This window comes from Rhodopirellula sp. MGV, assembly GCF_002251265.1.
Classification (GTDB): Bacteria; Planctomycetota; Planctomycetia; order Pirellulales; family Pirellulaceae; genus Stieleria; species Stieleria baltica_A.
This window is the reverse complement of sequence record NZ_NPDI01000053.1, coordinates 17,350-42,600: the sequence shown is the minus strand read 5'-3', so window position 1 is coordinate 42,600 and position 25,251 is coordinate 17,350. Positions and strand designations below refer to the sequence as shown.

22 protein-coding genes are annotated in these 25,251 nt (G+C 55.0%); 13 read left to right on the top strand and 9 right to left on the bottom strand.

The genetic code is table 11. From position 1 onward, the window contains the following. Window position 1 precedes the first annotated feature (1 nt). The gene (locus CGZ80_RS19525) at window positions 2–274 is read right to left on the bottom strand and encodes a hypothetical protein (RefSeq protein ID WP_094417362.1); all 273 of its coding nucleotides are present in this window, start codon (window positions 272–274) and stop codon (window positions 2–4) included. A 105-nt stretch (window positions 275–379) separates the two neighbouring features. Between CGZ80_RS19525 and CGZ80_RS19520 the strand changes: the two genes are divergently transcribed. Then, window positions 380–952 (top strand): DJ-1/PfpI family protein, encoded by a 573-nt coding sequence (locus tag CGZ80_RS19520; RefSeq protein WP_094417361.1) that lies wholly within the window; start codon window positions 380–382, stop codon window positions 950–952. Window positions 953–1,189: 237 nt separating this feature from the next. Then, on the top strand, window positions 1,190–2,146 hold the full coding sequence (locus CGZ80_RS19515) for an alpha/beta hydrolase (protein WP_143544041.1): 957 nt from the start codon (window positions 1,190–1,192) through the stop codon (window positions 2,144–2,146). 46 nt (window positions 2,147–2,192) lie between these two features. On the opposite strand, the gene CGZ80_RS19510 is transcribed toward CGZ80_RS19515, so the two are convergent. Further along, complete coding sequence (locus tag CGZ80_RS19510; protein ID WP_094417359.1) at window positions 2,193–3,848, bottom strand: hypothetical protein; 1,656 nt, start codon at window positions 3,846–3,848, stop codon at window positions 2,193–2,195. Between the two features lie 579 nt (window positions 3,849–4,427). Between CGZ80_RS19510 and CGZ80_RS28335 the strand changes: the two genes are divergently transcribed. From CGZ80_RS28335 to recG, 5 genes are all read left to right on the top strand, one after another. Beyond that, window positions 4,428–5,297 carry a tetratricopeptide repeat protein gene (locus CGZ80_RS28335; RefSeq protein ID WP_094417358.1) on the top strand — a complete coding sequence of 290 codons (870 nt, stop codon included), beginning with the start codon at window positions 4,428–4,430 and terminating at the stop codon, window positions 5,295–5,297. A gap of 208 nt (window positions 5,298–5,505) precedes the next feature. Beyond that, window positions 5,506–6,468 (top strand): RluA family pseudouridine synthase, encoded by a 963-nt coding sequence (locus CGZ80_RS19500; RefSeq protein WP_315851425.1) that lies wholly within the window; start codon window positions 5,506–5,508, stop codon window positions 6,466–6,468. A 225-nt stretch (window positions 6,469–6,693) separates the two neighbouring features. Then, complete coding sequence (locus tag CGZ80_RS19495; RefSeq protein ID WP_094417356.1) at window positions 6,694–8,010, top strand: coproporphyrinogen-III oxidase family protein; 1,317 nt, start codon at window positions 6,694–6,696, stop codon at window positions 8,008–8,010. Continuing rightward, entirely contained in the window at window positions 7,994–8,476 is a 483-nt protein-coding gene (locus CGZ80_RS19490; RefSeq protein WP_094417355.1) for a glycine cleavage system protein H, read from the top strand. Before CGZ80_RS19495 ends, CGZ80_RS19490 begins: the two co-directional genes overlap by 17 nt. A 51-nt stretch (window positions 8,477–8,527) precedes the next feature. Continuing rightward, a complete protein-coding gene (recG, locus tag CGZ80_RS19485; protein WP_233148534.1) occupies window positions 8,528–10,657 on the top strand; it encodes an ATP-dependent DNA helicase RecG in 2,130 nt (709 codons plus the stop codon). Window positions 10,658–10,755: 98 nt separating this feature from the next. Here recG and CGZ80_RS19480 read toward each other — a convergent pair whose 3' ends face one another. The 5 genes from CGZ80_RS19480 to CGZ80_RS19460 all read right to left on the bottom strand — a co-directional run bounded on the left by CGZ80_RS19480 (window position 10,756) and on the right by CGZ80_RS19460 (window position 18,174). Further along, window positions 10,756–11,682, bottom strand: coding sequence for a TIM barrel protein (locus CGZ80_RS19480; RefSeq protein WP_094417353.1), 927 nt, complete (start codon window positions 11,680–11,682; stop codon window positions 10,756–10,758). Between the two features lie 124 nt (window positions 11,683–11,806). Then, entirely contained in the window at window positions 11,807–12,526 is a 720-nt protein-coding gene (locus CGZ80_RS19475; protein ID WP_094417352.1) for a response regulator transcription factor, read from the bottom strand. Beyond that, window positions 12,526–14,340 (bottom strand): sensor histidine kinase, encoded by a 1,815-nt coding sequence (locus CGZ80_RS19470; protein WP_094417351.1) that lies wholly within the window; start codon window positions 14,338–14,340, stop codon window positions 12,526–12,528. Before CGZ80_RS19470 ends, CGZ80_RS19475 begins: the two co-directional genes overlap by 1 nt. Window positions 14,341–14,374: 34 nt before the next feature. Continuing rightward, window positions 14,375–15,814, bottom strand: a complete 1,440-nt coding sequence (locus tag CGZ80_RS19465; RefSeq protein WP_233148533.1) for a vWA domain-containing protein — start codon at window positions 15,812–15,814, stop codon at window positions 14,375–14,377. A 203-nt stretch (window positions 15,815–16,017) separates the two neighbouring features. Continuing rightward, complete coding sequence (locus tag CGZ80_RS19460) at window positions 16,018–18,174, bottom strand: Hsp70 family protein (RefSeq protein ID WP_158222780.1); 2,157 nt, start codon at window positions 18,172–18,174, stop codon at window positions 16,018–16,020. A 201-nt stretch (window positions 18,175–18,375) separates the two neighbouring features. On the opposite strand from CGZ80_RS19460, the gene CGZ80_RS19455 reads away from it, so the two are divergent. From CGZ80_RS19455 to CGZ80_RS19445, 3 genes are all read left to right on the top strand, one after another. Beyond that, window positions 18,376–18,870, top strand: coding sequence for a DUF6960 family protein (locus CGZ80_RS19455; protein ID WP_094417489.1), 495 nt, complete (start codon window positions 18,376–18,378; stop codon window positions 18,868–18,870). A 9-nt stretch (window positions 18,871–18,879) separates the two neighbouring features. Next, window positions 18,880–19,794 (top strand): sugar phosphate isomerase/epimerase family protein, encoded by a 915-nt coding sequence (locus CGZ80_RS19450; protein ID WP_094417348.1) that lies wholly within the window; start codon window positions 18,880–18,882, stop codon window positions 19,792–19,794. A gap of 75 nt (window positions 19,795–19,869) precedes the next feature. Next, window positions 19,870–20,718: a sugar phosphate isomerase/epimerase family protein gene (locus CGZ80_RS19445; protein WP_094417347.1), complete on the top strand. Its 849-nt coding sequence runs from the start codon at window positions 19,870–19,872 to the stop codon at window positions 20,716–20,718. A gap of 219 nt (window positions 20,719–20,937) precedes the next feature. Here CGZ80_RS19445 and coaD read toward each other — a convergent pair whose 3' ends face one another. Together coaD and CGZ80_RS19435 are read right to left on the bottom strand one after the other, a co-directional pair. Next, window positions 20,938–21,450 (bottom strand): pantetheine-phosphate adenylyltransferase, encoded by a 513-nt coding sequence (gene coaD / locus CGZ80_RS19440; RefSeq protein ID WP_094417488.1) that lies wholly within the window; start codon window positions 21,448–21,450, stop codon window positions 20,938–20,940. A 38-nt stretch (window positions 21,451–21,488) separates the two neighbouring features. Next, window positions 21,489–22,598 (bottom strand): aminotransferase class V-fold PLP-dependent enzyme, encoded by a 1,110-nt coding sequence (locus tag CGZ80_RS19435; RefSeq protein WP_094417346.1) that lies wholly within the window; start codon window positions 22,596–22,598, stop codon window positions 21,489–21,491. 270 nt (window positions 22,599–22,868) lie between these two features. On the opposite strand from CGZ80_RS19435, the gene CGZ80_RS19430 reads away from it, so the two are divergent. The 3 genes from CGZ80_RS19430 to CGZ80_RS19420 all read left to right on the top strand — a co-directional run bounded on the left by CGZ80_RS19430 (window position 22,869) and on the right by CGZ80_RS19420 (window position 25,220). Next, window positions 22,869–23,072 carry a hypothetical protein gene (locus CGZ80_RS19430; RefSeq protein ID WP_094417345.1) on the top strand — a complete coding sequence of 68 codons (204 nt, stop codon included), beginning with the start codon at window positions 22,869–22,871 and terminating at the stop codon, window positions 23,070–23,072. 229 nt (window positions 23,073–23,301) lie between these two features. Next, a complete protein-coding gene (locus CGZ80_RS19425; protein WP_233148532.1) occupies window positions 23,302–24,504 on the top strand; it encodes an LptF/LptG family permease in 1,203 nt (400 codons plus the stop codon). After that, window positions 24,501–25,220, top strand: coding sequence for a TIGR04283 family arsenosugar biosynthesis glycosyltransferase (locus CGZ80_RS19420; protein WP_233148531.1), 720 nt, complete (start codon window positions 24,501–24,503; stop codon window positions 25,218–25,220). Before CGZ80_RS19425 ends, CGZ80_RS19420 begins: the two co-directional genes overlap by 4 nt. Window positions 25,221–25,251: the final 31 nt, after the last annotated feature.

Sequence of the window (25,251 nt, the reverse complement as noted above, 5' to 3'; positions counted from 1 at the left end):
GTTACCGCGCCATTTCGGACATCAAGCTGTTCGTCCCGAAGAAGATTTGCCGCATCGGACGCGACCGAATTGGCGAATCAGAATAATGGAACAATCGGACGGTGTTACCATACACGTGCAGAAAGCGTCCGGGTCGAGTCTCAATCGGCATCGACTTGATGTCTTCGCGATAATCACCTGTGGGCAACACAATGCCGCTCCATCCGGTGGGTGATTTTGCCGTGGCAACTGCGGTACTGACAAGAAACAAGATCAACAATGTTGCGTATCGCACTTCATTCACTCCCTAGCTACATTTCAACTGCGACACTCTACGTCCTCGTTAGAGTCACTCCAGTTTAAAGAGCCGATTTTTCCCAAAGACGAACGGTAAGACTTGATGACGAAAAAGATCCTAATGATCGTTGGTGACTTCGTTGAGGACTACGAAGCGATGGTCCCCAAACAGATCCTGCAAACGATGGGCCACCAAGTCGACAGTGTCTGCCCGGACAAGAAAGCAGGCGATTGGGTCGCAACAGCAATCCACGATTTCGAAGGCCACCAAACCTATAGTGAAAAGCCTGGCCACCGTTTTGCCGTGACCGCCGACTTTGATTCGGTCAATGTTGCCGACTATGACGCACTCGTTTTGCCCGGCGGCCGTGCACCGGAATACTTGCGGTTGAACGCTCGCGTCATCGAGATCGTCCAGCAGTTCGATCAAGAACAAAAGCCGATCGCCGCAATCTGCCACGGCCCTCAAATCCTGGCCGCAGCTGGCGTCCTGGTCGGCAAACAATGCAGTTGCTACCCCGCCGTACAATACGAAGTCGGTGCCGGTGGCGGGCAATACATTGAACCGGCTGGGTCGATGGATTCCGCACACACGCACGGCCACTTGGTCACCGCCCCCGCATGGCCCGCTCACCCAGCCTGGATGCGAGCCTTTCTGGATATCCTTGGCAATTAAGTTCAACTGTCAGGTTGCTGCGAGTTTTGACAGGGTGTGACGACGTTAACGCTCGCAGCGACTGGAACCTTTTCTCTGCCCCCTGCTCGATTGCTGGCCGATCGAGACAAACCTGCCGCCGCGCCGCAGTCACGGCATCAATGGAATTGGTTTTTGTGCATAATAGAGTGTGAGACTGCAACAACTTGCATGGAATCGCGGGTTGCCCACCTTCGCTAATCTTCAGGAGCTGACCGAATGTCGTACTTCTCCAACCGACGATACTCTCTGCGGAGAATCGCCGTCTGCTTTTCGCTTGGGATTCTAAGCACGATCGTCCCCACCGGAACGCCATCCGCCCACGCACAAGCCCAGCCCCCCACCAAGAAACCCACTCCGATCCCCCAACCACGCAAGGTGGAGTTGGCGACGAAAGACGGCGTCGAACTGAGCGGCGTTTACTTCGGTTCGAACAAGGGCAAAGACGCGATCCCGGTCCTGATTGTGCACGAGTGGAAAGGGCAGAAAGCTCCTTACGGCCCGTTGTGTGTCACCCTACAGCGAGCTGGCTGCGCGGTTCTGGCTTTTGACTACCGCGGACACGGTGGGTCTCGTGAGTACACTGATCAACGCGGCGAAAAACAGGAGTTCAAAATCGAAACCATGCGACGACGCTCGGTTAACGAGATCACGCAAATCGATATGGAAACCGCGAAGAAGTTTTTCAAGGAAGAAAACAACGCCGGCAACTTGAATCTCAACGCGCTGGTCGTGATCGGTATTCGTGAAGGATGCGTGATCGGTACCAACTGGACCCACATCGATTGGATGTACCCTAGCGTCGGTAGTCGCAAGCAGGGTCAGGACGTCAAGGCACTCGTCATGATTTCCCCCAAACGCCAAGTCCAAGGCGTTTCCATCGACCAGTCATTGAATGATCCCAATATCGGACGGCTGCCAACCATGTTGATCTATGGTAAAGGCTCCAGCGAACAATCCGATACCGATCGAATCCAAAAGCTTCTCGAAGTCAACAAACGCCGATTCAGCGGAAACCGAACCGCCGAAGGCCTAGAGGTCAGCGAGATCGGTGAACCACTCGGAGGAGCCGCATTGGTCAACGGACAATCGACTGTTATTCCATCCATTGTCAAATTCATCACCGAAAACGTCAAAGTCGGCGAAGATCACACGCAATGGATCGAGCGTGATTGACCGGCAACGCCAGTCAATAAGCTAGACGGACCACAGTGCGCTCATCCTAGGGCTTGGGTACATAACGGTAGTTGCCACCGGCTTGTGTCGCGATCCGACGCATGCCGTTTTCTCCAGCCCGACTGTGATAGCCGATCGTATGCACCAAACTGATCGGCTGATCGTCGCCGAATAGACTGTCGACGCGATTTAGATCCTTGAATTGCTGCTCGATTCGCTTGGGGAACTCACCATCGGACAGCAAGAAGATCACGTCGGGACGCAGCTCAAACGCAAACGGCAAAATCTCGTACGGCGCTTTCCCACCGTCCATTGATATCGACATTGCCCATTGCCCCAACGCGGCTTTGTTCGCAGGCGTTGCGTAAACGCTGCGTGATTCATCAACATTCGGATCGCTGATTCGCATGTACGCGGGTTCTTCGTCGAAAAAGATGACATAGAACTTCTGTTTTGGTGTCAGCAGTTCGATCGAACGCAACAGCTCCTGCCGTGCTTGCGCGAACCCATCTCCCATGCTCTTGCTGCTGTCGACCAAATAAACAAAGTGATTTCCACCTCCTTGGATACCACAAAACTCCATCGCTTCGCTCGAATCCGAACTCATCGCGGTTGCCATTTCCGCAGCCGACATTGCGTTGGACAGGGCTGGTAAAGGGGCAGCGACCTTCGGAAGCAAATCACTCACCAACTCGGTCACCGGAAGCTCTCCGAATTCGCTCAGATCGTCAGGCACCTCAGTCGGCACCGGAACCGTTTCGGCAGTCTCAACAGATTCCGTCTCCAGTTGGATCGTTTCAATCTCAGACACCTCGCTTTGCGCCATCGAGGCCGCGATCGCGACCTGATCACGAGGCTCGGTGGCGGACAACGACATCAGTGCTAACAAAACTACCAATACGCTATGGACCGCCAGACTCGTCAGCCATGCCGGCATGCGACGACGTATCGACTTTGGCTCAACCTCCGTCTCCTTCAGCGCCCATTGCGGCGCCGGATCAGACAACGGTTTACCGATAGCGTTCTTGCTGGCGTTTTTCTTGTTCGTCGTTGACGACTCCGATCGCTCAGACTTGGATCGCTTGCTCTTCTTTTGCGACTTTGACAGACCAGTTGTCACTGTCGATTCTTTGTCGGCCGTATCCGGTGAAGCCGCTGGTTGATCCGCCCGCAAGAGACGCCCGACGTCATCCCAGCTTTCGAGCGAAGTCGATGACTCAACCCGTGCGGAAATTTCCGCTCGAGCCGCCACCGCGCGGTGCGATTCGCGAGCCCCCAATCGATGACTCGCATCGATCCGTTCATTCGGTCGCTGCGTCGCTGCCGTTGAATCGTGACCGTCCTGTTTAACTGGCGAATTTGTTGTCTGAATCTTGCTTTGAAAAGTTGTCGCCGGACGAACCGACCGCCCCCGCGGTGTTGCGGGCAAGGGCACCGATTGGTCGTGAGCCGATTCGACAATTCTCGATTCGACCATGCCGCGTGTTTCAGCGACTTCTCGTTCCAGTCGCTGAATCCGTCGTTCCAGCTCGGCCGCACGGGCGTCCAGTCGTGCCGCAGCGGCTTCACTGCGTGTTTGCTCCAACTCCAACTGCAATTCGCGAAGACGATCGAGAGCGGTTTCGTCACGCCCTGGATCATTCGCAGCGTCGAAGCTTGCCGCCTCGCGTTGCTTTGCGGAAGAATTGGAAGACAACGCCATCAGAGCTACACCAGTCCTCGGTTCTCTGGAAGAAGATCTATCCTGCTGAATGGATCATTAACAATCTTGTTATCGGCACTCACTCGCTCGTAGGCGGGAATCAACTTTCCGAGGCCCTCCCAATAGGAACACCCGAAAACCCCGCCGATGGACCAATACCGTACCACACGAATACCTGCGTGACAAAAGGGCATCGGCGATCAAACGTTGCCTTTGAATTCACACCGAACGCGCCAGCCAGCCTGCGTCCGCCTTTCACAGACATCAATTTGATACTGGTTTGTGTCCGACGCGGTACCAAGGTAGCCACAGAAACGGTCCTGAAACCCGTGTAATGCGGTAGAATTTCACCTCAGGAGCAGTTGGCGTTGATGAAGTTTCTCCGCGTACGATCCGCCGTGCTTGGGCAAAGCGACCGGTCAGCTAGGCTCTGACTTCTGCTCAAATCGACGTCGCCGGGCCCCTCAATTCGACTCAGACCGAAATTGAGTTCTATTGACGAGTCAATTTTGGCATTCGTATACTCCTCCGCTTGCATTAAATGCGCCACTATCGCAGCCAAACACGCACGAAAGATTTATGAACACCCGCCAGGAAGAGCTGGACAATAACATCGTCGCCGACCAGCTGGCCAGTTTTTACAAAAAGGTCGAGCCCTATTCGAAGCTGATTGGCGTCGGAGTGATCGCGATCGTGGTGGCAATGTTGGCCTTTGGGTTCTACAGCAGCTCGCAAACGGCAACGCGAAGCGACGCCACATTTCAATTGCTGATGAACAATCCCGAGGTCGCGTCACAGTACCCGGATACGACCGCGGCGGCTTGGTCGCAGCTTTTCCAAGCCAATCAGAACCTTGTCCAAGGTGTCGATTCGCTGTACCGCGACAAGGCTGAAGCAGAAACCTTGCTTTCGCAAGCCAAAGACGAATTTATTAACGCGCGTGTTAGCTCTAGCGATAACGTGCTGGTCTCACGTGCAAACTACGGGTTGGCACTTACCTACGAGTCACTCGGGCAAGTCGATGACGCAATCACAGCGTATGAAGCCTGCGTTGCCGCCGATGAATCTCCGGAAATGGTGGAAGTTGCCGAAAAACGAATCGCACTGCTGAAAAGCTCCGCGGCGAAGGATTTCTTCGCTTGGTTCGGCGATCAAAACTTTGCCCCCGCAGACCCGTCGCTTCCACCAGAATTGCCTGGTGCTTCGACCCTGCCAGACCTTCCAGATTTGGATCTCCCCAACCTGGACTTGGACAGCGAAATGGGAAGCACCTTCGACACGCTCAAAGGCGACGCGTCGGAAATGGAACTGACCGGCGGAATTGAACTGCCGGAAGATGGCGAAGCGACAACTGAGCCAGAAGCTGTGGCGGAACCAGAGACCACCTCTGAGCCGGAAACTGCTGCTGAGCCAGAAACCGCTGCCGAAGAAACGAAGTCGGACGAGTAGTTCGCCTGCGAATTCGAAGTCGCCGGGAAGTTAAGGGGAACTGGCAGGACGACGTTCCTGCCTGCCCGCTTGATCGAACCGGCTTTTTTATCTGTTCCAATAACACATTCACAACGACGGACGAACGCAACGTCCATTCCACCCGATGGACGATTCTCAGGTTAACCACCACGACGATGCCGATGGTGAAGCATTGGACGATCCGCCAATCGTCCGTGAATTTACTGTCCCGGAATCCGCAGCCGGTCAACGTATCGACCTGTTCTTAACCGGCGCTTGCGACGGTTATAGCCGCAGTCAAATTCGACAAGCGGTCCAAGACGATCAAGCCGAGGTCGACGGCAAAGTCATTCGGCCAAGTTTTCGCTTGCGTCCCGGTCAACAGATTCGCTTCCAACTACCCGAAGAATTTTCGGACGAGGTTGTCCCGGAGAACATTCCGCTTGACCTGATCTACGAAGACGACGGCTTCGTCGTTGTGAACAAGCCGCCGGGGATGGTGGTCCATCCGGCACGTGGTAACTGGAAAGGCACGCTGACGAGCGCTTTGGCGCATCGCTTTCAATCGCTGTCCGACGTGGGCGGCCCGACGCGACCGGGCATAGTCCATCGACTCGACCGCGACACCAGTGGGGTGATTGTCGTTGCCAAAACCAACGCGGTTCACATGGCACTTGCCGAACAATGGCATGATCGTGAAGTCGAAAAGGAATACTTTGCGATCGCGATCGGTCGGTTGGATCGCGACCGCGACGTGATCGATGCCCCGATCGGTCGCCATCCCTATCAACGGGACAAAATGGCGATCCGTGAAAACCACACGACTTCAAAAACTGCCAACACCTTTTTCGAGGTCGAAGAGCGAATCGGACGATTTACCGTTGTCCGATGCTTCCCCAAGACAGGTCGTACGCACCAGATTCGCGTTCACCTGGCGCACATCGGCTGCCCGATTCTTTGCGACCGACTGTACGCAGGACACGCCGTTGCGGAGCAATCTTGGCTAGAAGGCAAAGGATCGGTCGCGGGAAGCCCAGTCGTCATGACCCGCCAGGCCTTGCACGCCCGTCGGTTGAAACTTCGCCATCCACAATCCGGTGAATGGATGACCTTTGAAGCGCCGATACCCGAAGATATCCGGCGAACGTTGGACGTGATTCGTCAAGCATAGTGGCGTGCGAGCGTGCTTGTTGACGCCGCGAGTAAGCGGCTCGGCGGCCAGCAAAGCCCATTCGCATACGGATCTTCCGAAGCCGGATCAGCCACCGACGAACCACCCGCTTGAAGTGATGGATTGAATTGAAATCGCCGTGACGGATGCCAAGTGGCTACAATAAATCACGTTGCATTCGATTGCGACGTGAGAACCAGTTTCACGACCCACCCACACGTGCTTATGTCGTCAGCAGCCAGCGATTCAAAAACCGAAGTCGGAAGCTACTTCATCTCCAACTACCCGCCTTACAGCCAATGGAAGAAGGGTTCTTTGGACGATGTTCGCAACGCACTTCACAGCCCACCGCAAGAATCGACGCCACTCGGGCTGTACCTTCATATCCCATTTTGCCGCAAACGTTGCAAGTTTTGCTACTTCAAGGTCTTTACGGACGTCACTGCTCCAGAAGTTCAGCGGTACGTCGATGCCTTGTGCAACGAAATTTCTTTGGTCAGCCAATGCGAAGTCATGGGAGACCGGCCCTTCCGTTTTGTCTATTTCGGTGGCGGGACGCCAAGTTTTCTGTCACCTAAACAGCTGACGAAACTGGCCGATCGGCTTCGCCAACACATCACCTGGGACGGTGCCGAAGAGGTCACGTTCGAGTGCGAACCAGGAACGCTTAGCGAAACCAAAGTCAAAACGCTTCGCGAAGTGATGGGCGTCACCCGCCTGAGTCTCGGCGTCGAGAATTTCTCGGACAAAGTGCTCGAAGACAACGGACGCGCCCACCTTTCGAAACAAGTCTTTCGCGCTTGGGAATGGATCGCCGAAGCGGAATTCCCAAACGTCAACATTGACCTGATCGCCGGCATGGTTGGCGAAACCTGGGACAACTGGAAAGACAACATCCGTCAAGCCATCGAGATGTCACCCGAAAGTGTGACGATCTATCAGATGGAATTGCCGTTCAACACCGTCTACAGCAAAGACATGTTGGACAAGCAAAGTGAAAGTCCCGTCGCCGATTGGGCCACCAAACGCGCCTGGGTCGACTACGCGTTCAACGAGTTCCTTGACGCGGGCTACAGCGTCAGCAGCGCTTACACGGTCGTCAAAGACCCAAGTAAAGTGAACTTCTCGTACCGGGACAACCTCTGGCAAGGCGCCGACTTGTTGGCGACCGGCATCGCGAGTTTTGGTCACGCTTCGGGCGTCCACTACCAGAACTTGGCCGAACTTGAACAGTACCTGTCGACAGTCGAGTCAGGGCAACTGCCACTCGGACGCGGGTTCGTTCCCAGTGATCACCAGCGATTGATCCGTTCGATGATCCTGCTGCTCAAAAAAGGCTTCTTGGAACGGTCCTATTTCCAAAATAAATTCGGCGTCGATATCGTCGCCGAATGGCAAGCCGAGTGGGACAAGTTTGTCGAAGACGGCTGGGCAACGATCAATGGCGATCGCATCGAACTGACCCGATATGGTCTACTACGCGTTGACGCCATGCTGCCCTCCTTCTTCGAACCAGAACACCAGAATGTCCGATACACGTAGCACCGAATTCTTCTCCTTCGCAATGGGAGAATTCGAAGCAACGTTTCCACTGGATCGACAATACGCCAAAAACCACATGTGGGCCCAACTTCAAAGCGGCACCACATGGCGGTTTGGTCTGTCCGCGTACGCCGTGCGGCTACTTCAAGACGTCTACTTTCTGGATTGGGAAGTCGATCCGGGCAGCACCGTCGCACTCCGTCAAATGATCGGTGCGATCGAAAGCAAGAAAGCTGAAAGCGATCTCTACACGCCGATCGCGGGTACACTCACGGCAATCAACGACGCCGTGCTGTCTGACCCAGCCCTCATCAATGCGGCACCGTATGAACTCGGTTGGCTGATCGAAATCGATGCCGCCGAAGGGGCTGACGAAGTATTGCTTTCACCGCAGCAGTACGAAACGCACCTTGATGAAGCATGGGTAGTTGCCCAGCGCACGATCAAAGGCCAAGCGAACCTTTAAAAAGAGTCCTGACACCTTTTTGGGGCGCGGATGCACGATTCGACCAGCCAGATGACACGCTCGACGCCGGCGCAGTTTTTGCCCGGTGTCGGTCCGTCCCGCGCATTGCGGCTGGAAAAACTGGGGCTTCGCACCGCCGGTGATTTGCTGTTTTGCTTTCCGCGAAATTACGAATTTCCGGCCCCTCCCGAACGCATCGACCGGATCCGCGAAGGCCAGCCGGTCTCCCTTGTCGGCACGATCGTTGACGCGGAATTGGTATCACGCAGCCCCGGCAAAAGCGTCTTTGGTGCCGTCGTACAAAATGACACCGGCGCAGTACGCATTTTGTTTTTCAATCAGCCTTTTCGCGCCGAACAGCTGACATTCGATCGGCAGGTAATGATCAGCGGCGAACCTAAACTGAACGGACTGCGGTTCGAATTCGTTCATCCCAAGGTCACATTCCTGGATGAAGAAGACGAAATTGAATCGCCAAAGATCCTGCCGATCTATCCGTTAACCGATGGCGTCAAGCAGAACGAAATGCGGCGAATCATCAGCGCCGTCGTCGAGCAGCTTGCCCCAGACTTGACCGAGGTGCTACCCGTCGAACTTCGTGACCGTGCGACCGAGTTAGTACGCGATGTCGGTATCGATTTGCGCCAGCCGCTGCCGGACATTGAAACGGCAATGAAGCACATCCATTGGCCGCCAGATAAAGACCAACTGCGCGCCGCACGATCACGTTTAGCGTTCCAGGAACTGCTGGTCATGCAATTGGCGATGGCAATCCGCAGGCGGCGTTTGACCACAAACCTGCAGTCTTCGTCGATGCCCTCCGATCCGCTGCTCGACGCACGAATTACGAATCGATTCCCGTTCGAACTGACGGGCGATCAAGTCGCCGCGATCAAAGAGATCAGTCGCGATATGGCACGTCAGTTTCCAATGAACCGCTTGCTTCAAGGCGACGTTGGTAGCGGTAAAACCGTCGTCGCGATCTATGCGATGATGCTAGCCGTCGGGCATGGAAACCAGGCTGTGCTGATGGCGCCAACTGAAGTCCTCGCCCGTCAGCACTACCAAACCCTGTCTCGTATCCTCGATTGCAGCCGGGTGCGAGTTGGGCTGCTATGCGGCAGTTTGGGCGCGGCCGAAAAACGCGAAGTACTGCGACACACGGCTTCGGGAGAGATCGACCTTTTGGTGGGGACTCAAGCCTTGCTGCATGGGCTGGAATTCAAAAGCCTCGGCTTATGCGTGATCGATGAGCAACACAAATTTGGTGTCGGACAACGAGTGCGTTTGCGTGGCGGAGGTATCGATCCGCATTACTTGGTGATGAGTGCGACGCCTATTCCACGCTCGGTCGCGATGACGATTTTCGGTGACACCGATCTAACCACGATCAAAGAAAAACCGCCAGGCCGCGGCGTGGTAAAGACCTATCTTGGACGTGACGAATGGCGTCGTCGTTGGTGGGAATTCGTACGTGGACAATTAAAAGAAGGGCGTCAGGCCTTTGTCGTCGCCCCACGCGTCAGCGCTTCCCAGGACACCACCGCGTCGAGCGACGAAGCGTCGGAGGATGTCTCGTCCGTCGAAACGATTTTCGACCAATTACGTGATGATGTCTTCGCCGGTTACAACGTCGGACTGTTGCACGGTCGACTGTCCGCTGAAGAAAAAACGCAGATCATGCAACAGTTTTCCGAAGGCGAAATCGATGTGCTGGTCAGCACCACCGTCATCGAAGTCGGTATCGATGTCCCCAACGCCACAGTGATGACAATCATGGGCGCCGAACGATTCGGACTTGCACAACTGCACCAACTGCGAGGTCGCGTTTCGCGTGGTAATCACACCGGACACGTTTGCGTATTTACCGATGGAAACCAATCACCGGAAGAAAACGAGCGTTTGAAAGTCTTCGAGTCCACCAACGACGGATTCGAATTGGCCGAGGCCGATTTCAAAATGCGTGGTCCCGGCGAGATTTTCAGCAGCAAACAGAGCGGCATGCCGTCAATGATGATCGCCGATGTGATTGAGGACCTGGATCTGTTGCAAGCCGCCCGCACGATGGCCCAGGAAATGGTCGACGAAGATCCGGAACTCGAATCCGAATCGCTCGCCGATCTAAAGAAACAACTGATGCGACGTTATGAGCGACAACTGGATCTCAGCGACGTCGCATAAGCTGGTCGATAAAAAACGCCGGGCCGACCACCAATGTGATCAACCCGGCGTATTGTTTCGGTCAAAGTGATCTGATCGAACTCAGATCGCTGTTCGGGTTAGCCCTGAACGATTCGTTCGGCGACGCGTTCGAGCAATGCCTTGGTTTTCTTGATTCCGTCGTATTCGGAAACCTTGCCGCCTTCGTATTCGATACCGACGTAACCGTGGTAACCGTGTTTCAGCACGATGCCCATCATCTTGAAGAAGTCGGTGTGCGTTTCGTTGCCTTCTTCGTCGAAGTCGTGGGTTTTGGCGCTGACCGCTTTCGCATAAGGCATCAATTCCTCGACGCCTTTGTAGCGATCATATTCTTCGCCGTTGCCGATACGGAAGTTTCCGAAGTCAGGTAGCGTTCCGCAGTTGTCCATTTCAGTCTTGGCGATCGTACCTGCAAGCCAAGCACCGTTGCTGCTCAAGCCGCCATGGTTTTCGACGATCACGTTCAGGCCGTGTGGCTTGGCAAATTCGCTCAGTTTTCGTAGACCGTCCGCAGCCAGTTTTTGTTGCTCTTCAAAGCTGCCCCAGCTCTGTGCGTTGACACGGATAGAGTGGCATCCCAAGAACTTCGCCGCTTCGACCCACTTATGATGGTTCTTGACCGCTTGTTCGCGTTTCTCTTCATTGGGATCACCAAGTGCGCCTTCGCCGTCACACATGATGATCAAGCTTTTGACGTCGAGGTCTTCGCAACGTTGTTTCAGTTCGCCGAGGTATTTCTCGTCGTTCGCTTTGTCCATGAAGAATTGGTTGACGTATTCAACCGCTTCGATTCCGAATTCTTCTTTCGCGATACGAGGGAAATCCAGGTTGGTCAGCCCTTTGCTTTGATCGCGAAGGGTGCGGTGCAGCGACCATTCAGCCAACGAGATTTTGAATGGTGAGGCAACCTTCGAAGCTTCAGCGGCGAACGAAAGTTTGCTGGAAAGGCCAAAAGCGGCCGCGGTTGCTGCAGAATACGACAGGAACTGGCGTCGGTTTTTCATCGCGATCAGTAGATTTGGGTGGGACAGGGTAGGTTCAACGGATCTAATTCGTCCGTCATGGTACGGGAATGCAAAGTCGTCGAGCGAACAATGCCCAAATTAGATGACATGGGAACCGTTGATTCTACTCGAATCGATAGCCGACGCCGTAGACCGTCTGAATGATTTTTGGCTGCTTGGGGTCGAGCTCGATGCGTTTGCGTAGCTGACTGATCGTTTGATCAATTGTTCTGCTATTTGGCACATGGTCGTCTTCCCAAGCGGATTGGAAGAGTTCGCGGCGGGTGACAACTTCACCCGGCCGGGCTGCCAACGTTTGCAAAATTAGCAGCTCGCGACGGGTAAGCGTCATGGCAGATTCGTCGCCAGAATCGTGGTGGACACGTCTGGCACGCATTTCACGCGGCAGAATTTCTAAATCTGCCATCGTAAATGCGGTGTCCGGAAACGCCATCGTGGTCGCGGGCGGAGGGGCATCGAAGCTGCGGCGTGCGACGGCACGGATTCGGGCGACAACTTCTTTCGTCCCAAACGGTTTGACGATGTAGTCGTCGCCACCGAGTTCCAAGCCGACGACCTTGTCGATCTCTTCGGCCTTTGCGGTAATAAACAAGATCGGCATTGTTGGCGACTTTTGGCGAAAATACTTGCACACGTCATAGCCGCTCATTCCTGGCATCATCACGTCCAAGCACGCCATGTCGGGCATCTCTTGGTCGAACAATGCCTTGGCGTTCAATCCGTCGGCCGCTTCGGTCACGTCGTATCCTTCGCTGCGCAAAACCTCTGCGAGTGCGCGACGCGTGTTCCGGTCGTCTTCGGCAACCAAAATTCGGTGTGGCATTAACGCTTCGTCCCGGTCGAAGTAGTTGTGAGCAATGCGTCATCGATCGCCAGTGTCAAACGAAAGGCTGCGCCGCCGATCGATGATGCCGCAAGCAGTTCCAAGTCGCCGCCATGCCGCGTGGCGGCCCTCTTCGAAATCGTCAAGCCGATCCCCGTTCCGCTCGGCGCACTGATTGAATCGTCCAGACGTTCAAAGGGCTCGAAAACACGTTTGCGATGACGCCGGCCGATCCCGGGACCATCGTCAGACACTGTCACCACTAGCATGGACGAGTTTGTTTCATCGCGATCTGTTTCCATCAGTTCGCATTCGACAAGGCATCGCCCGCCGGATGGAACATATTTTTCGACGTTGCTTAGCAGGTTGACCAGGACCAACTCAAAAACGTCGGGGTCGATCATCACTGGTACGTCGACTTGGCATTCGATGTTCAACGTCAAGCCGGCGGTTTCAAAGCTTGGTTCGAACTGGTGAGCAATCTGAGTCAACAGCGGACACAGTTCGGTTTGCTGCCGACGCACCCCCGCACGTTTCCCGCTGGGTCTGATCATTTCCAGAACCCCGGAAACCAAACGCTGCAAGCGCCGGCCTTCGTGATCGATCACTTGCAACCGCGAAGCAAGCGAATGAACCGATTCGTCTGCCTTTGTATCTCCGCTAGAAGCAGCATCGGGACGTGTCGTGCCCGCAAGTTTGGCGAGGTCCAATTCGGCGAGTTCGGTATAAAGTCGTATGTTGGTCAGCGGTGTTCGCAGTTCGTGCGACACTTGACCAGCGAATGTGACACGGCTGCGCGCTTCGACGATCTGTCGGCGCACCGATGTCAGTACGTAAACGCCGACGAGCAACAATAGGATTCCGATCCCGGCAAGTGACAAATACAAGGACAAGAGGCTTGACCCTGGCGTCAATGCCGGATCGACGAACATCTGCAGTTGCCAGCTTGGCAAGGGCTCATCCAATTCCAAGACGGTTAACGGTTCCTGGTCAAATGCCGCAACGTCACCCCAGCGATAGATTGACCGCTTCGCTTCATCAACCAATCGGACACTGCCCAGACGAGGGACCGAAAGCGTTTTGCCATTTAATGTTCGCTCGCCGGACTCAGACGTCTGCGCCGCAACCACGTCGTCGTCTGGTAATGCGGCAATCAAATCGGACATCCAGCGGCTACGTTCCAAAAGGACGCCGACCGTTGGACCACTTGGCAACGCTCGCCAGTAAAGAACTTGTGCGCCGTCGCCCATGTACCATTGCTGCCACTGTGCGGGCTGTTCGCTTGCGGCGGTTGTGGCTTGCGACTTTTGCTCAACGGGAGGTTGCCCCCCTTTCACCTGGATCGCTTGGTACTGTAGCCCTGACGTGGCATTGCCATAGTCAGTTCCAGCGACCGGACGAAATTGAGGACGACTATCCAAGATGCCAGACAGCGTCGCAGCGACTTCTGCACCGGCTCGGCCGCTCAAATCCAACTCGGTCGGGAACACAAGATCGCCATCCAATCCGATAATGAATCCTTGCCTCACGATTGGATTCGAACGGCGCAATTGGCGTAGTCGACTTTCCAGCGCGATTTCAGGCGAGGTTCGGCCGGGATCGAGTTCAAAAGCTCGATCTAGTTGGTCGGCGTAAGATCGAAAAACGTCGTGAACCGACTTTTGGGCTTCGACCAGCTGAGTCGAAAGCAATGCTGCCAACGTTTCTTTGGCAGCGATCTCGCTTTGCCGCGCCGCACTTGCGCTCAACCATCCCAACAACACGATCGGTGTGACGACCAAGGAGAGGAGGGCGAGAAACAAGGGACGCGGCATTGATAACGCTTACTAACGATTCGCGGGTGGAAACTTAAGGTGACTTCGGTGACGATTGGACGGCGGGCGGGCTAACCTGCGATGGCGAGTCAACACGGTAGTCTTGCTGACTGGCATTGCGATTCTGTTCGAAAATCATCTGTTTTCGTGATCGCGTCCATTCCATCGGTAGGTCGAGCAGTTCCGATTGCATCCCATTCAGCTTTGCGTTTCGCTCTAACTCGAGTGCCAACGGTTCAGCGATACAGCCACGAGATTCCGCGCTCAGTTTGTTTAGCTGATAGCAGTTGGTGATCAGCAACTGTTTTGCTTCCTCGATTTTGCCTTGATCACGGAGCAACGTTGCCCGGATGTTGGCGTCATTGGCAAATTGGATCGCACACTGGGCATAGGTTTCCAGATCACGGTTCTCTTCGACAACCTTGGCATCATCTGAAAACCGGATGCCGATCGAGCTAGTCAGTTTATCGGTCGTATCGCTGATCAAGTTTTTGTATTTGATCGAAACCTCTGCCATTGGCATTTCCGCTCCGTTCTCACCACCAGGCACTTCGACTTCGACGATGAAGTAGCGTTGCTGACGGGCATAAAGCTGTGTCAACGGGACATAGATGTCTTGTCCGCTAATATCGGCTTCACTGTTGAGGACTCGAACCGCACGGATGCCTTCGGCAAGTTTGGCATGGATTTCGAACTCGCTGGCAACGACGCTCAGCAAATCGTTGAATTCTTTCTGAAAGACGGCGACTAAGTCATCGGCTGCTTCGACAAACATGTGGTTGCCGCTACCGGCGGAAGCCAACCGCCCCATCAAATCTTCGTTGTACCCAAGTCCAAGGCCCAGCGTACTCACGCTGATGCCTTCTTTGACCAGCGAAGCCCCTAGTCGTTCTAGTTCTCGCGGACTCTTTGGCCCAACGTTGGCTTTACCGTCACTCAACAAGATGACTCGATTAACGTAGTCGCCGTCGATGAATTTGCGAACTTCGGCAGCCCCTTTGCTGACTCCGGCAAACAGCGCCGTACTGCCTTGGGCCTGGATCGTTTGGATCTTTCTAATGATTGATTCACGATCAGATGCTTTGGTTGCTGGGACCAGCACCGTCGCCGAATCGGAGTACAGTACGATCGACACGATGTCATCGTCGCGAAGTCGTTCGACCGCAGCGATGGCGGCATTGCGGGCCTGTGCGATTTTCTCGCCGCCCATCGAACCGCTTTGGTCGATCACAATCGCGGTGTTCACTGGCGGTCGACGATCGCTTTTGGGAAGATCAAAACCGGTCAATGAAATACGGAGGTGATTGATCTGGTTTTTCTTGCCAGCCAACATGGTCGGGTTCGAAACGCCAACATCCAATTGGATTTGCGATGAGGTTTCACTTGGAGTGCTGGCACCAAGTTCACAGAAGGTTAGAAACGGCAGGACGGCAAGCATCAACCACCGAGATCGATTCCAAGAAAAGGCAAGCATGTTTGAGCTCCATCAGACATCCGCTTCGCAGCCACCGACACGGCGCAATCTCCTTCGATTGCTTTGAATCCGCCGCAGCGTCGAACACGAATTTCGCGACTGACTCAATAAACCTCATCCGCCCAATCTCATGGTCGAATTCAATTCAAAACAATGTAAAAGAAATGTCAGGTCCGCGGAGTCGCGTGCTCGCTTACGCAACGTTAGTTCTTTTTTCGTTTCCAAAACCCCGACTTTCTAGGCTTTTCCGTCGATGGTGCGTCAACGTTGATCGCAATACTGGGGAGCGATGGTTTGTCGACGGAATCGGTCCCTGTGGGGCGATCAGACAACGATGCCAGCAATTGTAAATCACCGACGTCCGCCTTGGTGCGCGCGGAGTGTTGTTCACCGAGGTCGATCTGAGGACGAACGTTGACTGCAGATCGGTCGAGTGCTGTTTCCCCCACTAGCCCGGAAAGTTCATCTGCACGGACTTTCTGGACCGTTGTTTTCGGTAGGGAATCGAGTGCAATGTGGACAGAGGTGCTCGATGCTGGGGTCGTTGCTGGCTGGTCTGGCGTTGATGCGTTCGATTCCGCAGGAGTTGGTTCTGCGTTTTGTGGCGAGTGTGGTTGGGCTGGTTGTGTTGGGGCAGGCTGCGTTTGGACAGAAGCGAACAGAGCTTGGGGGGCGATTCCTTGGACGGGATTCTCGACCGGAACCGATTCGCGATTCGTCGCATCCGAGCGTTCGCTTTGGGACGCCGCGTTTGAATCGTTTTCTGGCGTTGGCCGTGACGTTTCTTGTTCGAGCAACGCGAGTGTTGCATCGCTTAATCCGTCGTCCAGCCGCTGCATCCACAGGGCGAGTTGTTCTTCGTTTAATCCGGCGGCGCGGTTCAATGTCATTGCGATCTTGCGATCGATTTCGGGCAGGGACGCTCGAACGGTCAATCGTCCATCGCGCGCGTAGTCAAACCGAACGTCAACGTGTGTGCCTTTGGGAGTGCCCGGCGGCAGGTCATCAATGAGACAGCGTCCGATCCGTGTGGCATTGGTGCCGCGGTCGTCACCGCCTTCAACGATTTCGATCTTGACGTTCGCTTGATTGTCGGAGTGTGTGCGAAAGCGAACTTTTTTGCGTGCCGGCAAGTGGCTGTTTCGCGGGATCATCACTTGGCGGCGTGGTTGGCCGGTTTTTGGATCGACCGCAAGGATCCCGAGGTCGTGTGAGTTGACGTTGCTGACAGAAAGCCCTGCGGAATCAAGCCCAGCGGAATCATTTCCGTTGGCCATCAGCATCCCGGCGTAAAGCGCCGCGCCATGACAGACCGCTTCGTCAGGCGAGAGCGACCGGTCGAGTTCCATTCCGCTCAACCGTTCGAGTTCTTGCCGAATCATGGGCATCCGCGTTGATCCGCCAACAAGAATCAAACGGGTCAGCCCGCCCCAACTGATTCCCGCATCGTCCAAGACCAATTGGACTGTCATCAGTGTCCGTTCGACCAAGTCGGCGCAGCGTTTGGAGAATTCCTGCTGAGTCAGTTCGATCCGCAACCGGTGTCCATCGTGGGCGAAGGCAACGGAGACGGATTCCCTCTGGGTTAATGCATGCTTGGTTTGGTTCGCTTTGCGAAGTAATTCCTGTTCGGCTTGGGGATCGTTGCGTGGGTCGACGCCATGCTGTTGTACAAACGCTTCGGCAATAAACTCGACCACCCGATTGTCCCAGTCAACGCCGCCTAGATAGACATCGCCGGCGGTAGCGACCGTATGGAAATGACGGCCTTCGATCTTCATCACGGTGACGTCGAACGTTCCTCCGCCTAAGTCATAGACCAAAACGGTTTCCGATCGCTGACTCTGACCATCAGCCGACAAGAAACCTTGTTGTACTCCATAGGTGATCGCCGCCGCGGTCGGTTCATTGATGATGTCCAGAACATTCAAACCGGCCAGCTTACCGGCATCTTGTGTTGCTTTTCGGCAGGGCTCGTTGAAGAACGCGGGCACCGTAATGACGGCTTGCCGAATCTCGCCGAGTGCCAGTTCCGCGTCCGACTTTAGTTTCCGCAGGATCAACGCCTCGATCACTTCCGCAGGCAGTTGCTGCCCACGAATTGTTTTTTCGTAGTAGCTTTCGCCGACATCGCGTTTCGCGAATAGCGCCAAGCGATCCGGTTCAAGCAAACCAGCTTCAACTGCTTCCATTCCAACAATTGGTCGGTTGTGATCAAAGAAGACAGCACTCGGTGTCGTCAGGTCGCCTTCGGCATTGCGAATCGTTTCCGGGCGGCCAGTCGCATCCAGGTAAGCGACGGCGGAAAACGTGGTGCCAAGGTCAATCCCCACGGCAGGTTGGCGAGACGGCTGATTCATCGAAATCACTGAGACGAGTTGCGGCAGGAGAATAGAGCGGGGACGCATCCAGATCAGAAAAGCATAGGCCCTGCGTCGGTAAAAGAACGCCGATCGCCTGCGATTTGTACCCATTGCCGATTCACCCAATGTCCGATCGCATCGGGTACACTAGGGGCTTGGCGAACCATGTCGTTGCCAAAAATTCCCCCTGCCGATGCTATGCAATACCCAACGCTTCCCGACTATGGTTGCTTCCTCCGTTGGCCGGAGAACGGACAGAGCTTCATTCATCCGGACGACGTCGCAATCGTGACCCACTTGATCCCCAGCCCGCGGGTCTTCAAACGAGTCCAATTTGACGGGACTTACTACCACTATCGATACGGTTCGACAGGTTTTCGGTTGCGCCCTGCGATGTGGAACAAAGTGCAAGACGAAGGTATCGAGATTGGCGATCAAGTCGAAACGGTCGGCACGGGCTTTGATCGCGAACACTTCGTCGCGACGGTCTGGGGGATGTACTTTGTCGCCCGCAAAGGCTGTATTCTCTATCGCTTGAAACGAGCCGATCGGGTGGTACCAACGCTCTTTGCCAGCACTCATCTACGGTTACTGCACGATAAAGCGACCGTTCGACCGGCCAACACACGTTACCGATCGCCGACATGGAGCGGCGATGGCGAAACGGTTTCCGATTCGATACTCGAAGATTGAACCAACAACATGGAACTCGGATTTGTTTCAGCGATTTTGCCAGACGCAAGCCTTGAAGATGTCTTTGAAAACGCAAGCGGACTGGGGTTTGATTGCGTCGAGGTGATGTGTTGGCCGCCAGGTAAAGCGGCTCGACGTTATGCGGGGATCACACACGTCGACGTGCTGTCACTCGACGAAAATGCGATCGACCAGATCAACGTCTTTCAAGAAGACTACGGAGTAAAAATCAGTGCCTTGGGATACTACCCCAACGCGCTCGCTCCCGACGCCGAGGAAGCACAACTGGCGAGCGAACATATCAAAGCGGTGATCGAAGCGTCCGCGAAACTGGGCATCAACACCATGAACTCGTTCATCGGACGCGATTGGACCAAAAGCGTCGATGACAACTGGCCAAAGTTCCTAGAAACATGGAAGCCCATCATCGAGTGCGCCGAACAGAACGGCGTTCGCGTTGGGATCGAGAACTGCCCCATGTTTTTCACCAATGATGAATGGCCCGGCGGAAAAAACTTGGCCGTTTCACCCGATATTTGGAGCCGGATGTTCGAAGACATTCCGAGTGATCACTTCGGATTGAACTTCGACCCATCGCACCTTGTCTTGCAACACATGGATTACATCAAACCGTTGCGTGACTTTGCAGGCAAGCTGTTCCACGTCCACGCCAAGGACCTTCGAATCGATCAGCACAAGCTCGATCAAGTCGGCGTTTTTGCCAACCCGAATCGGTGGCATTCGCCAAAATTGCCTGGGCTAGGAGACATCGACTGGGGCAAATTCTTTGGCACCTTGGTTGAAACTGGCTACAACGGCCCCGTGTGTGTCGAGGTCGAAGATCGCGCTTATGAAGGTAGTCAAGACGATGCCCTCCGTGCACTTCAACAGAGTCACAATTTCTTGCGTTCGTACGTGGTGTGATTGATTAATCGGCCTTCGATGGCTACAGATTACAAACAACCATCCAGCAACACCGCTCTTTTAGGAACACTCAATATGGACGATTGGGCCATTGGCGTCTTTGCCTCGGTCGACGCGGGACTCGGAGTCAAATGGGATGTTATCTCCGAACTCGGCGTACCGACGATCCAATTACACGCCCCGCACCAAGGTCAGCGGAGTGTCGCGGATGCAGAGAAGTTGAAAAAACAGCTCGCCGAGATGGCCGTCGAATGCACGGCGATCTTTGGCGGATTTGAAGGCGAAAGCTACGCCGATATTCCGACGGTGCAACAAACCATCGGACTCGTCCCACAAGCGTCGCGCGAGTCACGCTTCCGCGAAATGTGCGAGATCTCGGACTTCGCGAAAGCTCTCGGTTGTGACACGATCGCGCTGCACCTCGGTTTTATCCCCGAACATGAACATGACGCACAATACGACGCGATCGTCGGCATCACCGCAAAGCTCTGCGACTACTGCAAAGAGAACGGACAATTTCTTCACCTGGAGACGGGACAGGAGACGGCCAAGGGGCTGATCGAGTTCATCGCAGCGGTTGGCTGCGACAACTTGAAGATCAATTTTGATCCCGCGAACATGATCCTTTACGGTACCGGTGAACCCATCGAAGCGCTGCGAGTGCTCGCCCCCCACGTACGAAGTGTCCACTGCAAGGACGGAACGTGGAGCGACGAACCCGGGAAAACCTGGGGCCGAGAAGTCCCACTGGGCGCGGGTGCGGTCAACATCGAAGAGTACCTAAAAACGCTCCACGAGATTGGGTACAACGGTCCTTTGACGATCGAGCGAGAGATTCCCGAAGACCCACAGCGTCAAAAAGACGAAATTGGAAGCGCAATCGAACTGCTCTCCCGACTGCGTAGCGAGATCCTCGGATCGTAACGCTGCCGATAAACGACGCCACCGAAAAGTGCATCGAATAGCGCACTGTAAAGCGCATCGAAGCATCGAAAAGTACAGCGAAACCAACCACGGCTGGGATCGCGGCGATCGATTTGGCACGCTTGCCATCTTTACTTCATCCGTGCGCCGTTGCGTTGAAACTTCACTGCGAAATCTTTCACTGTGAAAACACACTGCGCACGGTGATTGCAATCGCAATCATGCCTCCTGGCGAAGCATCCGTTCTCGCAAAGGACGGATAATTTCTCGCGGCACAAACTTGGCCAGCTTCTCATCGTCATCGCTAACGCCGGCGATCTGTTTCAGCAGCGAACTGCTGACGTGAGCGAACCGTTCGTCTGCCATAAGGAACACCGTCTCGATATCGCTATCGAGCTGTCGGTTCGCCATCATCATCGTGAACTCCCCGGCGATATCCGTCAGCGGACGAATCCCGCGGACCATCACTCGCGATTGCTGCGACCGTACAAAATCGACGGCCAATCCGTCAAAGAATTCAACACGAACGTTCGACAAATCGCTTGTCACCGTTTCGACCAACTCACGACGCTGCTCAGGCGTGAAGAGCGACCGTTTGTCGGCATTGATTCCGATCCCGATGATCAGTGTGTCGAACAAGCGGCTCGCGCGGTGGATGATGTGCAAGTGACCGAGGGTGACCGGGTCAAACGAACCGGTGTAAACGGCGATCTGGTTTCCTGGATCAGTCATTCCCATTCCAAGCTTGATGAGGAGATTCGTCGGTGAGCTCACGCTTTGATCGCGTTTACCAATCGGGAGAGGTCTTCTGAATTGTTGTACGCATGGACGCTCGCACGGACCCCGCCATCACGACAACTGACAACACACCCGGCCTTGAGCAATTCGTTTCGCACGTCGACGGGCGATCGTCCCGGCACTTCAAACGTGACAATCCCTGATCGATGGTTTTGTTCCGCGTCCTGGCGGGTTGTGATTCCACGTTCCAACAGCGATTCCCGGAGTTCATCCGTCAACGAAAGTACTCGCGACGCGATCGCGTCAGGCCCATGATGATCGCGGATCGTTAAGAACAAATCCAAACTCGCCGCCAACGCTGCCGAGCCCACCATGTTTGCCGAGCCGGGCTCGAATCTTTCCGCCGCGTTCTTTAACTCAAGTTCCGGCTTGGCATAGTTGAACGCGTTCTTGACGCTGTTCCAACCGACGTTTCCGCATCGCAGTCGGTCGAAGTGTTTTCGGCGGATCATTGCGATCCCCATGCCCTCAGGGCCAAGCAACCATTTGTGACCATCGGCAGCCAGGAAATCCACGTCGATTTTGCGGAGGTCTAAATCAAAAACGCCCAGTCCCTGAATTGCGTCGAGAAATACCAGAATGCCCCGGTCATGTGCCTCACCGACCAGACGTTCGAGATCGATTCGATATCCGCTTGCGTATCCCACCCATGAAAGCGAAATCAACTTGGTGCTGGCGTCACACGCAGCCAACAAGTCATCGACCGACACGACGTCGCCTTGACGCGCTACTTTGCGAATCGTGACTCCGCGGGCCGCCTGGTTTTCCCAAGGAAAAAGGTTGCTGGGGAATTCGCCTTCGGGAAGGACCACGCTATCACCGGCCTGCCAGCGGAACCCTTCCGCAATCAAATTGATCCCGGTCGAAGTGTTTGGAATCAAGCAAATCTCGTCCGTCTCGGTCCCCAGCAAGGCAGCGGATGCCCGTCTCAATTCATCAACGCGACCGGCCCAGGTCGGCCACATGGTGTCGCCCTGCGATTCGGCCTCGCCCGCGTACCTGCAAATCGCCTGAGCCGCTGGTGCGCTGAGCGGTCCGACAGCCGCATGGTCTAAATATGTCCAGTTTTTCGTAATTGGCATTTGGTTCCGCCACCAATCCCAAGGATGATGTTCGACGGAGACCGGCGAGGTTGGGGAGGGAGAAGACTCCATTCGGGCTGCCCTTTCAATCGGAATTTACAGAAAAATTGATGCCACACCCGCCGGAACGCCAAAACGGTAAACTAGCGATTTAGCGTAGGCTTGGGAAAGTGACGCGTAGGTAACTATACTGCTGACCTTTCGTGGCCGCGATTGGACTAGTAACTTGGTTTCGCTTCCAGATTTTCAACTACTTGTGAGGTTTGATTGATGCCCAAGGCCCTTTGCCTCTTCAGCCTTGTTGCGTCGATCTTGGTGGTCTGCCTATTCCTGCTCGACTCGGTCGCCATCTTAGCGGGTGTCGGTGCGATGCAGGTTTTGGGCGGTGCAAGCCTGATGATGGACCTGACGTTTGCCATTCTTGGCGGAGCGCTGATCTATCTCAGTTGGTCGACTTACCGCGAACAACGCTAGACGGAAGCGAACCTCACCCTTCGTTCCATCTCCCGACAGCTCCGCCGCCGACGCACAATCGCGACTGGTGCTGCTACTGCTGCGCTAACTTAGCGACTCTATACAGCCACAACATCGGGCCTCCCCCTTCGCCCGTGGGGACACAGGCAATCGATTCTCCGCCAAGCCCGCCCGCGACAGACGCCCACAACGTCGAGTGCAGATCAATCTTGCGGCGCCCCGAGGGTGCATGGGATGCTCTAACGTCTCCCAAGTTGTCTTTTTAAACGCAAGTTGCGACTGCCTGACCGTGACGCAAATCGACCGATACATTCTGAATCTGTATTTGCGCACGTTCACCGTGTCGTTCTTGTCACTGTCGGGGATCTTCATCGTCTTTCATGCATTCACGAACATGACAGAGCTCGCCGAGTTGGCGGAGAAACGCTCCGCATCGCTCGGTTTCGTGATGGCCGAATTTTACGGTCCCTATCTTCTGCTGCTCTTCGATTGGACAGGGGCGATCATCGCACTGATGGCGGTCCTCTTTGTCGTCGGATGGCTGCGACGGACTGGCGAACTGACATCAACCTTGGCCGCAGGTGTCTCCCACGGACGCATCTTTCGATCGATGGTCGTTGCGTCGGGTTTGATCATCCTCGCCCAATTTGCGAGTCGTGAACTGGCGCTGCCGAAACTTCGCGATGTACTGTCGATGAAAAACCGAGACATCACCGGAGACAATCCGCAGCCGATCCTGCCGAGCTACGACAATATCAGCGGCATCTTGCTGCAAGGCGAATCGATCCTGCCACGCAGCCGAACCATTATCAACCCGAGATTCAGCATCGACGGAGACTACGCCGGTTTCGATGACGCTTTGGTTGCGAAGACGGCCCAGTGGCTTCCCGCAGACGAAAACCACGACGAAGGCTACCTCTTCCAATTTGTCGAAATCCCCAAGAACATTGACGAACTCGACTCCGCGGGAGTCGGCAAACGCAAGGTTTTGATGACGTCAAAACAGCACCCTTGGATCAGCTCGGGCGAGTGTTTTGTCGCGACACCGGTCAACGCAGAGATTCTGCAAACGGATCAGTCGTCGACACGGCTGTGCAGCACCTGGCACTTGGCCGAACGGCTGCGCAATCCCGCCGTGCACAACGCGATCTCCATCACCGTCCTTTTGCACGAACGACTGATTCGCGTGCCCCTCGATTTCTCACTAGTGCTTTTGGGACTGCCGCTCGTCGTCAATCGGCGGGACCGCAAACTGTTTGTGATGATCGCCTCAGCCATGTGGATGGTGCTATTCTTTTTTGCATTGAAAACACTCGGTAGTGCCCTTGGCGGCGCCGGGATCTTGTTTTCGCCAGCGATGTCAGCCTGGATTCCACTGTTGGTCTTTGGTCCGATCGCCTTCATGCGTTACCGCGAAGTGCAAACTCTGTGACAGATCCGCCCAGCATTTCGCCTTCCGATTTCTCGATCGTCATCGCGGCGCTCAATGAGGAAGCGAAACTGGAACGCGCCATACGCTCCGCACAGAACAACGGGGCCTCACAAGTCATCGTCGCCGATGGTGGCAGCCACGACGCAACGGTCGAGGTCGCTAAATCCTGCGGGGCAGACGTCATTGTTACATCACGCGGACGAGGGAACCAACTTCGCGAAGGCAGTCACTTGGCCAGTCACGCGATGCTGATGTTTCTCCACGCCGACAATTGGCTGGGAGACGACAGCCTGGATCAAATTTGCCGCGCGCTTGAAAACCGAAGCCATCGCTCCCCTACACCGCACAAACGTTTTTGGGGCGGATTGCGACAGCGAATTGAGAACGAAGCGGGAAAGTATCGCTGGATTGAATTCGGCAATGCGACACGGATCAGAATGCGAGGCTTGCCGTTTGGAGATCAGGCAATCTTTGTTCATCGCGACCTCTACGATCAGGTCGGAGGTTTTCAGCCAATCCCACTGATGGAGGACGTTGTTCTTTCACAAGCTTTGCGAAAATTGTCCTGGCCACAGCTCGTCGACGCCACGGTTCACGTGGACGCCAGGCGTTGGGAAAAACGCGGAATCGTGCGTCAAACCGCGATCAACTGGGGGATACAAACGGCCCATTTTCTTGGTGTTTCAGAGCACAAATTGTCGCGTTGGTACCGCTGATTTCTAGAGTGAAAACCATCGCAAGACCTTG